9 protein-coding genes are annotated in these 11,228 nt (G+C 49.5%); 4 read left to right on the forward strand and 5 right to left on the reverse strand.

Going from position 1 to position 11,228, the window contains the following annotated elements; genetic code table 11:
• The first annotated feature begins 21 nt into the window (after window positions 1-21).
• Together ACQ6WK_RS08425 and ACQ6WK_RS08430 are read left to right on the forward strand one after the other, a co-directional pair.
• Window positions 22-1,266 carry a radical SAM/SPASM domain-containing protein gene (locus ACQ6WK_RS08425; protein ID WP_432800302.1) on the forward strand — a complete coding sequence of 415 codons (1,245 nt, stop codon included), beginning with the start codon at window positions 22-24 and terminating at the stop codon, window positions 1,264-1,266.
• 30 nt (window positions 1,267-1,296) lie between these two features.
• Window positions 1,297-2,421: a glycosyltransferase gene (locus ACQ6WK_RS08430; protein WP_432800303.1), complete on the forward strand. Its 1,125-nt coding sequence runs from the start codon at window positions 1,297-1,299 to the stop codon at window positions 2,419-2,421.
• A 78-nt stretch (window positions 2,422-2,499) separates the two neighbouring features.
• Here ACQ6WK_RS08430 and ACQ6WK_RS08435 read toward each other — a convergent pair whose 3' ends face one another.
• The 5 genes from ACQ6WK_RS08435 to pilM are packed head-to-tail and all read right to left on the reverse strand — an operon-like array spanning window position 2,500 to window position 7,732.
• Window positions 2,500-4,329, reverse strand: coding sequence for a GspE/PulE family protein (locus tag ACQ6WK_RS08435; protein WP_432800304.1), 1,830 nt, complete (start codon window positions 4,327-4,329; stop codon window positions 2,500-2,502).
• A 24-nt stretch (window positions 4,330-4,353) separates the two neighbouring features.
• Window positions 4,354-5,100, reverse strand: coding sequence for a hypothetical protein (locus ACQ6WK_RS08440; protein ID WP_432800305.1), 747 nt, complete (start codon window positions 5,098-5,100; stop codon window positions 4,354-4,356).
• Between the two features lie 13 nt (window positions 5,101-5,113).
• Window positions 5,114-5,662: a type 4a pilus biogenesis protein PilO gene (locus tag ACQ6WK_RS08445; protein WP_432800306.1), complete on the reverse strand. Its 549-nt coding sequence runs from the start codon at window positions 5,660-5,662 to the stop codon at window positions 5,114-5,116.
• Complete coding sequence (locus ACQ6WK_RS08450) at window positions 5,662-6,471, reverse strand: PilN domain-containing protein (RefSeq protein WP_432800307.1); 810 nt, start codon at window positions 6,469-6,471, stop codon at window positions 5,662-5,664. Before ACQ6WK_RS08450 ends, ACQ6WK_RS08445 begins: the two co-directional genes overlap by 1 nt.
• 46 nt (window positions 6,472-6,517) lie before the next feature.
• Complete coding sequence (gene pilM / locus ACQ6WK_RS08455) at window positions 6,518-7,732, reverse strand: pilus assembly protein PilM (RefSeq protein WP_432800308.1); 1,215 nt, start codon at window positions 7,730-7,732, stop codon at window positions 6,518-6,520.
• A 266-nt stretch (window positions 7,733-7,998) separates the two neighbouring features.
• Between pilM and hslU the strand changes: the two genes are divergently transcribed.
• Both hslU and ACQ6WK_RS08465 read left to right on the forward strand, forming a co-directional pair.
• Window positions 7,999-9,396 carry an ATP-dependent protease ATPase subunit HslU gene (gene hslU / locus ACQ6WK_RS08460; RefSeq protein ID WP_432800309.1) on the forward strand — a complete coding sequence of 466 codons (1,398 nt, stop codon included), beginning with the start codon at window positions 7,999-8,001 and terminating at the stop codon, window positions 9,394-9,396.
• Window positions 9,397-9,536: 140 nt separating this feature from the next.
• A complete protein-coding gene (locus tag ACQ6WK_RS08465) occupies window positions 9,537-11,066 on the forward strand; it encodes a YifB family Mg chelatase-like AAA ATPase (RefSeq protein WP_432800310.1) in 1,530 nt (509 codons plus the stop codon).
• Window positions 11,067-11,228 lie beyond the last annotated feature (162 nt).

The raw sequence follows: 11,228 nt of genomic DNA on the forward strand, positions 1-11,228 counted from the left end.
GTCTCTGTTCTGGAGTAATACATGACGACATTGTCCAGCCATATTGATCGGCGTTTAGCACGGCTTGTCGCCGTCACCGGGCGTATGAAAACGCCCATGCGTCAGAAGAAGAAAAACAAACGACTGGCTGCTGCCATTGATTTTATGGCCCGCGGCATCTTTTATCTTTGGCGGAACCATCGATATCTCAGCGTCATCAAGCTCAGCAACATGGGTCTCGCGCAACTTGAATTCAAGCTCAAACGCGAGAAGCTAATCAGCCGCCCATACAACCTAAAAATTGAATCGACCAATATCTGCAATACTAAATGCCAACTCTGCCCGACAGGGCTAGGCTTGCAAGGGCGCGCCAAAGGGAAAATGTCATTCGAACAATATAAAAAACTCATCCGAGAGTTGCGTTGGCACGTGTTTGGGGTTGATCTTTCGATGTGGGGTGACCCGTTGATCGTGCCTGAGATCTATGACATGATCAAGTTCACGCGCGACAACGGCATCTGGACTTACATCAGCTCCAACCTCCACGCATTCAAGATCGAACCGAAGCGTGGCGAAACCAAAGACCAAGCAACCAAACTTATTGAGTCTGGCTTAGAACTTCTGACCTGCTCGCTTCACGGTGCCACTCAAGCCACCTATGAGAAGTATCAGCCGGGTAAGAAACTTGACGATTCGATTACGAAGATCAAACACATCATCGCCACGCGCGACAAGATGAAAAGCCGCACCCCGGCGGTGCAATTAAACTTCGTCGTCACCCGCCACAATGAGCATGAAAAACAGGCATTTCAGGATTTAGCGAGCAAACTTGGGTGCAAAGCTATTTTCAGCACGGCGTCGATGAACATCCGTTTTCTAGATCAGGATCAAAAGCTTCAGCCCTTGGGTCTGGCAGCCGATGTGCTGGCAAAAAAAACCAAAGACCACCTTGAAGAATGGCTACCAAACGACCGCGAATACGTGCTTGATCCCTATGTTGAGATTAAAAAAACTGGCGAGCAACGTAGCGAAAAATACAACGGACACAAACCGTTCGATTGTTCTTGGCCGTGGCTATCAAGTGTCATCAATTGGGATGGTGAAGTCGTGACATGCTGTGGTTCATTTGATACCAAAGACGATATGGGTAGCGTATTCGATCAGAAGTTCAGCAAAATCTGGAACGGCAAGACGTATCAACTCGCGCGACGAAGTTTTAAATCGAAGCTCGATACCAGTGATGCCAAAAATAACCCATGTGCCGAATGTCCGGGATACATGCTGTAACGAATCAATCTTTTTTATCATTAAACCATCATGCCCAAGCCTAAAGTATTACATGTTCGTGTGGTTTCAAATGCCGGAGGTGGCCCCGACAAAACGATCTTGCGCCAGCCCAAGCACATGAACCAGCATGGCTTTGATGTGCATGCCGCCTATATCTACCCTGCTGGCGATGAACATATCCATACCATTGAACATCATGCAGCTAAACATCACTGCCCATTGCATCTGATTCCAGAAAAAGGCGCACTCGATCCAAGTACAATCTCTCGTTTGATTCAGCTTTGCAAAAAACTACGCATCGACATCTGGCACGCACATGATTACAAAACCGATGTACTGGGCTTGATTGTAAACCGTTTCCATCACATGAAGCTAGTCAGTTCTGTGCATGGCTTTATCCGTGAGACGTGGAAAACACGACTATACAGCTTCATTGATGGCCTCTCATTGCTCTTTCATGACCGTGTGTTAACAGTGAGCCCTGATCTGACGCATCATTGTGGTTCCAAGGGCGTTCATCCGTCGAAGCTGCGATACGTTCCCAATGCGATTGATCTCAGTGAGTACGATCTCTCTGACAATGCGTTTAAACTGCAAACTATAGATGACGATACCATTAACCTCGGCGTCATCAGTCGATTCAGCACCGAGAAAGGTGTAGATCGCACATTGCAATTGCATAAACTTATCCTTGATGCGGGATACAACGCAGTGCTGCATCTGGTGGGTGACGGCCCTGAGCTTGATCATCTCAAGCAACTCGCAGATAAACTCGACACGCAATCACATATCAAATGGTGGGGATGGCAAGAAGAACCACGTCAGTTTTACTGCAAATTCGATGCGCTACTTTTAACCAGCCATACTGAAGGGCTTCCCAATGTGCTGCTTGAAGCGATGACTATGTATGTCCCGGTGATTGCAACAAATGTCGGCGGCGTCAGCGAGTTACTCGGCGACGGTGAATTTGGTGTGCTGCTCAACAATCACGACACGATCGAAGCCTGGTATCAGCCGATTCAGAAGCTACTTAATTGTAACGAATACCGACGCGAACTTGCCCATCGAGCTCATGCCCAAGTACATGATCATTACACCTTTGAAAAACGCGTTAGTCGAATTGAATCAATCTATCGTGAATTACTTGCTGCATAGATCACGATACAACCAAATCAATAAAAACACACTATGATTGCTGGCGTGTTTCATTTTGCGTGCATTACATAGTATTTACTAGATCGTGTTTTCCGTCACACGCAGTACCTCTTCCACCGTAGTCTGCCCGGTTGACACTTTCAGGAAACCATCTTCACGAAGCGTGGTCATCCCGCCTTCAACGCACATACGTCTAAATTCGGTTACGTTTGGATTGGCCGCAATCTTATCTCGCAGATTATCATTCAAGATCAACATTTCGTACAAACCCACTCGACCGGTATAGCCGGTCCCACGACATTTATCGCAGCCTTCACCGGTCCACACTTCATTCAACGCAATGCCATGCATCGCCAGATGATCTGCTTCATGCCCATCTGGATTCTTAGGCACCTTACACGAATCACAGATACGACGAACCAGCCGCTGTGCCAGTGCCGCATTTACCGCCGACCCGATCAAATATGGCTCAACACCGATATTGATCAGTCGTGTCACACAACTCGGTGCATCGTTGGTGTGCAATGTTGAAAGCACGAGGTGACCAGTGAGTGATGCTTGAATAGCGGTGCGCGCTGTTTCACTATCACGAATTTCACCGACCATGATCACGTCCGGGTCTTGTCGCAGGAGCGCACGCAGCGCTAGTGGAAAGGACATACCAATCTTATCGTGGACTTGCGTCTGATTGATGCCATTGAGATGGTACTCAACAGGATCTTCAACGGTAGAGATGTTGAGCTTTGCGCGGTCCATCTGGCCAAGCGACGAGTACAACGTGGTTGTTTTACCAGAACCGGTTGGGCCAGTGACAAGAATGATTCCATGTGGCTGGGAAATCTGATTCTTCCACATCATCAGCCCGTCTTCACTCATCCCAAGATCATTGAGCGACACCTGAATCGAACGTGTATCCAGTATACGCATGACCGCTTTCTCACCAGCGGCGGTTGGTAACGTTGACAAACGCAAGTCGAGTTTGCGTCCGTGCACCATCGCGCGAATACGACCGTCCTGCGGCAATCTGCGTTCAGAGATATCCAGATTCGCCATGATTTTCAGGCGTGAAATGATCGCAGCATGCATATGATGTGGCGGTGACATTGAATCAAACATCACACCATCAATACGAAAACGGATTTGCAGCCGCTTTTCCTGCGGCTCAATATGAATATCTGAAGCGCCTTCCTTGACGGCATTAAAGATCAGGTAGTTCACAAAACGGATGACAGGCGATTCGCCCGCCATTTTTTCAAGATCGAGATTCTCCTCTTTCGTCTCGACCAGTTCCACTTCATCTTCGTCGATGTCGCCGATGATTTCTTCGACACCGATAGAATCATCAACCTGCGATTCTTTGTAATGTTCGATCGTCGTAGCAATATCGTTGCGACAAACAATGACTGGCTTAACAGACTGCCCGAGCTTGTGGCGGATCTCATCGAGAATTTGCACATTGTCAGGATGCACCACACCCACAAGCAGTCGCGTCCCAATCATACGAAGCGGGATCACGCCATATTTTGAACAGTAATCATAAGTCAGTTTCTCAATCTGACGGACTGCCTGGACCTGCTCAGGCTCAATCCGCTCAAATTCCAAACCAACACGGCTAGCGATCACCGTTTGAAGCTCAACCTCATCCACACCCATCTCAAAATAGATATCTGCAATATCTTTGCCGGGCGTTTTATCTGAAACGGATTTAGCCGCGCTGTGCTGAGCCGTTGTAATCACACCAGCTTCAAGCAACGCCTGGCTCAGATCCTTAGCCACAACCGCGTTTTCAGCTTCAGGCTCAGATTCTGGCGTCCATAGATCACTAAGAGATTCGCTGGATCGATAGAGCGCAGATTGCTCGGATTGCATATTGTTTTCAAACATCCATTTATCTTTATCTGGCTTCATACAAACAGCCTCGGTGGTGTTGTTTTATTCCATCACAAGATTAAATTGCTCGCCGCCAGCAGCCAACATCAATGATTGGCTGTGATGGTGAATTTCAGTGATCTTGAAACTGCCGATCATATCGCCCTTACGGTAAAACTCGTTATTGATTACCGCCACAGGAACGCGACCACCCATCACTGAATTCAAGGTCAATGTCTTCAGCTCGCTCTGCAATGCCTTCAACGCACGCATTCGTTTCTGATCCGCTTGAGATGCACTTACATCTGTGTTTTTTTGCTGTCCGCCTACAAGATTAAACGGGTTCTTCTGCACATACTCAATGGGGATCTGTTGCGAACTGACATCCGATTTAAGCATGCTGATGATCTCAGGCGTATCATTCAGGAATTCATTAATATTCTCTTTACGCAATGGATCATTCTCTGCCAATGCTTGCTGATTGCTCAGCTTGGTCAGAAAGGTTTCAATCTTGGCCTCGTTAGCGTTACTAACATTGTTTTGCGCTTGAAAATTTTTATTGAGCATATGCATGCCATAAAGCGCCCCTACCGCAATAACAGTAATAATGCCAACAAGCAAAGCGCTCTGACCGTGCGCCTTCATCTTAGTTTCTGGCTCACCCAATCCGATGATATCATCCCCTAATCCTTCTTCACTACCCTTGTTAAATCCGCTCATGAGCGGCATAGACGCATCAGGATTCGAAGACAATGGCTTCAACTCATCGTTCTCATCTTCAGGTGGCAAATTAGCTGGTAATCTTGTCATGGCTTTCTCCCGATTAGGCATCTTTGCTCTGATTATCAAAATAAATACTGAGCACGATGTCGGCTTTCATTTGTCCTTCGTCAGTATTGATCTTCTTCAACTCGATCTTCGGCATACGTGTGATGCGCGGAAGCTGTTCAAGATCAAGAAGGAAACTATAAAAGCCATCAAAGTCGCCAATAATGACGATCGTGTTGGGTACTTCTGAATAGTTCGCAGTGCGGTTGATCTTTCCAGTCACAAACTTCTTGGGAATCAGATTGTGCTTATCCGCAAGCTGCCATACTTCTTTTAGAATCACATCAACTTCACGTTGACTGGGCAGCTTCTGTTCGTACTCACTGATCGCTTCATTGAGACGATCAATCTCGATCTCAAGATTTTCGTGGCCGTTTTGCTTGGTGGCTTCGTTGAGCTGTTGCAACTTTGCCTGTCGCTGTGCGATCTCTGCCTCCGCTTCTTCCTTCATGCGGTTGCGTGGTTCAAAGATGATCATGTACGAAGCAATCAACATCGCCATCAACAATACAACGAAGATGCCTTCTCTTAATCCAAATCGCATTACCGGCTCCTTCTCTTGTTCGTTTCAAAGCCATTGCTCACAGGCATGACAGATTCATTAATACTGCTTGCTCCATCTTCTGAAATCTTAAGATCATCATCCAATGGATTGTTTTTCAACTGACGCTTCACCATACGCGGCTCGACATGTTGAATATTCAGATCTTGATTGAGCTCAAGATTGATACGAAAACGCCGCATCCGATTGTCATTCACTAATGTTTCTTCACTGAATTGAAGTTCAGGATTGGCAAAAAGGTCATGCACGTTCAATGCTGTCAAAAACTGTGCTACCTCAACATCTGTCGGTGCAAGCCCAATCAGCGTAATTGTTACCGTGGTATCCGGCGGTGCCACAATTTTCTGCTTTGCTTTTTTGTTATTAGCAGCCCGCTGCTTGGCACGCTCAAGAGATGTCCGTGGATGCGCCTTTGGCGTATCCACCTTGGTTTCAAGCTTCATCTCGGTCAAACTCAACGACATCGGCATGTAGTTGGTCAGCTCTGCAAGCAAACGACTTCGCGGTACTTTCTCGACCAGTACCGCGGTTACTTCTGCCTTGCGGATCATCTCGTCTTTCTGCGCCTGTAGTTTTTCCAGATCTTCCAATTTACGAGCAGCATCATCGTATTGCTGATTCACTGCAACGCGGAGATCCTGCACCTCCCGCACCTGTTTACCCGTGACAAAGAACGTTGCCACGATCGCGATCGTAACAATGAGGAAAAGCGTCAGGCAAATAATGTTGGTCCGCCTAGCAACACGTTTCTCTAAGTAATCCTGCGGCAAAAAGCCCATTTCATTTGGCATGTCCGACTCCAATCGTTTGTGTGGTCTTCACCACATGCGATCTCCGTTAAAGGTTGGCCTCACACAAACTCAGTCCCAACGGTACGACCCAGCCAGGTTGAGGCTGATCCAGATCCACACCGACAGGAGATTGTTTTTGTCCAATACGTGTCAGACGCGCAAAAGGGTCGCCCAGCTGCGCTGCAATACGCACGCTCTTGGCAATACGCTGACACGTTTTCACATGATTCGCTTCCCCACCCAAAAACACGAGCTTCTGCACATGCTGTTCGGGGAACAAAGAACTGTAATGCCTGAAACACATCTGCAATTCATCGATCAGACATTCGATCGTTTCTCTGCCCAAACTTTCATGATCTACATCTGCGTCTTCCATCTGCTTCAACATTGGAATCACACTCTGTGACGTGGCAGCACTTACACCCGGTGTTTCGCCATCGCCCGCAACATTATGCACAGCAGCATCAAGACTAATCCCTCTGGAGTATGCAATGCGTGCTTGCCGCGCGTCAGCAAACGCGATCTTGCGCTGTGTAGCAAGCTGTTTGTTTAGATGATCACCAGCTGCATGGATGGATTTCGCAAACATCATCTGCTTGCCGTGGGCAATGATGACCTTCGTGGTCGCGCCGCCGATGTCGATGTAACACACTGGGGCGCCATCGGACTTCAGATCATTCATCTGCTCGAAAGCTTTAAGCAAACACACCGGCTCGCTGTGCATCCCAACAACATCCAACTTGCAACGTGATGCTAACTGAATGTACTGCATGACCATGTCACGCATAGCCGCAATGCAAATAAGCTCCTGCTGATTCGATCCGTTCCGCATGATCTTTGTGACAGGGAAATGGCGGATAACCATGCGGGTCGGATTGATCCCCAGGCGTTGTTGAAGATTCAGACCAAGCTCAAGTTCAAGATTCTCATCAACCCCCGCACCGACTTCCATGTGCTGCACGATGGTTTGAAAAGCTGGAATCGAAAGAATCGCACGCTTACCTTTGAACGGTTGCGTATTCAGCAAATTCTTCAGTGCTTCTTCAAGAAATGCCATCCGTGCAATGGGGTCTTGCCGCGCATGATCCGGCAGCGGGACTGCGGCAGCGGCAACAAGTTGTGGCGGATTAGTCGGAACGATCTGCAACAACTTGATACTGTCTGCACCAAAGTCGATCGCAATCGGAGTCAATTTTGTTTTTGATAAGCCGAAAGCCATTCTTCCCTCGCTCATGGGCTCCCAGAGGTTTTCATGCAACATCTGCATATCATGAGGGAGCCCCGCGCCGGGTCTGGCTAGAAAACTCCCCTGTCACATCCTCTTCATCGACCAATAACCACCCTCGATTTACTCCGCCACCCCAGTTAACTTGTCGATATAATCTGAGCAACCCGCACAGAAGTCATGTCCGATAGACTCGGCCCCCTCTGGCCCACACAACATGACCTTCTTGCGATAACATACCCCCTGCGAATCGAATTTCGCTCACCATCAAAAACAACACGGAAAATACCGAACCAGATAACATGCAGAACCTCACCCCAAAGCAAATCGTTGAAAAACTTGATCGGCACATCATCGGCCAATCCGACGCCAAGCGCGCCGTTGCCGTTGCTATCCGAAACCGCTGGCGCAGACAACAGCTTGAGGCCGATCTTGCCCGGGAAGTCGCACCCAAAAATATTATCATGATCGGGCCCACCGGCGTGGGTAAAACCGAAATTGCCCGCCGCCTTGCCAAACTCACCGCAGCCCCCTTCATCAAAGTCGAAGCCAGCAAGTTTACCGAGGTCGGCTACCACGGCCGCGATGTCGAATCCATGATCCGTGACCTGCTCGACAAAGCGATCGCAATGGTTCGCTCCGAGCAAGCCGTCATTGTGAAAGAGAAGGCAGAGAAAGCCGCCAATGAACGCTTACTCGATCTCCTGCTACCTGGCTCACATGAAGCAACCCCACAACCAGCCACACCACAACCCTCCGACGCAGGCGAATACGTCCCCGCAGAAGATTCTGAAGAGCGCAAGCAGCGCGCTCGTGATCGCATCCGTGAACAACTCGAAGCCGGCAAGCTTGATGACCGCGAAGTTGAGCTTTCCATCACGAGCAAGCCACAAACCTCTGTCATGTTCGCCAACATGGGCCTCGATCAAATGGACCCGGATATGGCCAATATGTTTGAGAAGCTCATCCCTGAGCAACGCAAAAGCCGCAAGACAACCGTGAAGGATGCGCGTGAAATCCTGATCGATCAGGAAACAGACAAGCTGCTCGACCCTGAAAAGATCACCAGCGAAGCCATCGAACGTACCGAATCCGGTGGTATCATCTTCCTCGATGAAATCGACAAAATTGCCTCAAATTCCAATGGCAAATCCGGTGGCGGCTCCCCCGATGTCTCCCGCCAAGGTGTACAGCGAGATCTGCTCCCCATTGTCGAAGGCAGCGCCGTTTCCACCCGTCACGGCACAGTGCATACCGATCACATTCTTTTCATTGCAGCAGGCGCTTTCCATGTCGCTTCAGTAAGTGATCTCATGCCTGAACTGCAAGGCCGCTTCCCGATCCGTGTTGAATTGACCTCACTATCCAAGGAAGATTTCATCCGCATTCTAACTGAACCACAAAATGCACTTACACGTCAACAAGAAGCCATGCTTTCCGTCGAAGGATTGAACGTCACCTTTGAACCTGCCGCCATCGAAGCCATCGCAGATCTTGCCGCGCAAGCCAATGCCACATTGGAAAACATCGGCGCCCGTCGCTTAATGACCATCGTTGAAAAAGTCTTCGAGCAGATCAACTTTGAAGCACCAGAGATGAAAGAAGCCAACAACACCAACGTCACCATCACCGACAGCTTCGTCCGTGATCAAGTCGCTGCGATAGTCAAAGACAAAGATCTCAGTAAATTTGTACTCTAATCCCTGGCAACTTCACACAAATACGATGCGACCTATCCCTGATAGGTCGTTTTTCTTGCGCAACACCCCCAGCTTCACATATCACAATCATGCCACAAAATTATGATTGCACCCATCTATCCCCTCGTTAGACTAAAAGCATGCTTGCTCAAATTCATAGTTTCATCTTGCAGGGTATTGACCCCATCTTATGTGAAGTCGAGGTTGATGTTTCACAAGCTGGCCTGCCTAAAACCACCATCGTCGGCTTGCCCGATGCTGCCGTTCGTGAATCGCTCGAACGCGTCCGCACCGCCATGACCAATTGTGGCTATCCCGTCCCCATGTCTCGGCTCACCGTCAACCTCGCCCCCGCCGACCTTCGCAAAGAAGGGCCTATGTATGACCTGCCCATCGCGCTCGGTCTTCTCGCTGCAGGCAACATCATTCAAACCGACAAACACCGTGGCCTGCTTTTCGCAGGTGAACTCGCACTCGACGGGCGCATCCGTCCTATCAACGGCACGATCAATCTCGCTCTGCTCTGCCGCAAACACAACATGCAAGGCATCGTTGTTCCGAAGGATAACGCAGATGAAGGCGCTGCCGTCGAAGGTATCAATGTCTATCCGATGAATAGTCTTCGCGATGTGGTTTGCTTCCTGAACAATCATGAAGAATTCAAACCGCTGGATCATCTTGATTTTCAAGCTGCCTGTAATGCACAGCCCTGCTCGGTGGATTTTGCCGATATTAAAGGGCAAGAAGCCGTCAAACGTGCTATGACCATCGCCGCGGCTGGCAATCATAACATCCTCATGATCGGCCCTGCCGGCACCGGCAAAACACTCTCTGCCAAAGCACTCCCCGGCATCCTCCCGCCGCTCTCACGTGATGAAGCACTCCAAGTCACCCGCATCTATTCTTCCGTCGGACTCGTGCCCAAAGGCCAATCACTCATCACCCAGCGACCGGTTCGTTCACCGCACCACACCGCATCATCGGCCGCGCTCATCGGCGGTGGCACCATCCCGCGCCCCGGCGAAATCTCACTCGCACACCACGGCATCCTCTTCCTCGATGAAATGCCCGAGTTCCCATGCACCGTGCTCGAAACACTTCGCCAACCACTCGAAGATCATCTCGTCACCATCGCGCGCTCGCAGGGCACCTTCCAATTCCCCGCAAAATTCATGCTCGTTGCCGCAATGAACCCAACCCCCGGTGGTGACAAACCCGCTGACCAAATCGGCCATCTCGAAATGCAACGCTACCTCTCAAAAATCTCTGGCCCGCTCGTCGATCGCATCGACATCCACGTCGAAGTCCCGCGTATCCCATACGAACAACTCGCCGCATCAAATCACACCGGCACATCAAGCGCGCAAATGCGCCAGCGTATTCTGCATGCACGCAACATCCAAACCAAACGTAATGGCGGATCACTCCATACCAACAGTACCCTCTCCGGCAAACAACTCGACCAACTCGCACCACTCGATAACCCATCCAGCAGCCTGCTCAAAAACGCCCTCACCGAACTCGGCCTCTCCGCACGTGCTTACGACAAGATCCGCCGTATAGCTCGAACAATTGCTGACATTGAGGATCAACCTGAAATCTCGCTACAACATGTCGCCGAAGCCATCCAATACCGCCTCATGGACCGCCAATCATTCGCATTCTCCTGATCTCATCCCTATCAGATGCTGATGAGGATGATCCAACCCGACTTCATCATAATTAAAACCAGCGTCTTTGCCCCTAGAAACGCGCCGATATTGCCTTACACACCATTTCTGAATATGTTACAATTACCGTGTTCGGAGCGATCCGATATTTACTGGCGTAAC

Source organism: Poriferisphaera sp. WC338, assembly GCF_050931845.1.
Lineage (GTDB): Bacteria > Planctomycetota > Phycisphaerae > Phycisphaerales > Phycisphaeraceae > Poriferisphaera.

Bases quoted from the DNA above. Each gene is read 5' to 3' on its own strand.
- ACQ6WK_RS08435 (WP_432800304.1), bottom strand. From the start codon at position 4,329: ATGAAGCCAGATAAAGATAAATGGATGTTTGAAAACAATATGCAATCC.
- ACQ6WK_RS08430 (WP_432800303.1), top strand. From the start codon at position 1,297: ATGCCCAAGCCTAAAGTATTACATGTTCGTGTGGTTTCAAATGCCGGA.
- ACQ6WK_RS08440 (WP_432800305.1), bottom strand. From the start codon at position 5,100: ATGACAAGATTACCAGCTAATTTGCCACCTGAAGATGAGAACGATGAG.
- ACQ6WK_RS08445 (WP_432800306.1), bottom strand. From the start codon at position 5,662: ATGCGATTTGGATTAAGAGAAGGCATCTTCGTTGTATTGTTGATGGCG.
- pilM (WP_432800308.1), bottom strand. From the start codon at position 7,732: ATGTTGCATGAAAACCTCTGGGAGCCCATGAGCGAGGGAAGAATGGCT.
- ACQ6WK_RS08425 (WP_432800302.1), top strand. From the start codon at position 22: ATGACGACATTGTCCAGCCATATTGATCGGCGTTTAGCACGGCTTGTC.
- hslU (WP_432800309.1), top strand. From the start codon at position 7,999: ATGCAGAACCTCACCCCAAAGCAAATCGTTGAAAAACTTGATCGGCAC.
- ACQ6WK_RS08465 (WP_432800310.1), top strand. From the start codon at position 9,537: ATGCTTGCTCAAATTCATAGTTTCATCTTGCAGGGTATTGACCCCATC.
- ACQ6WK_RS08450 (WP_432800307.1), bottom strand. From the start codon at position 6,471: ATGCCAAATGAAATGGGCTTTTTGCCGCAGGATTACTTAGAGAAACGT.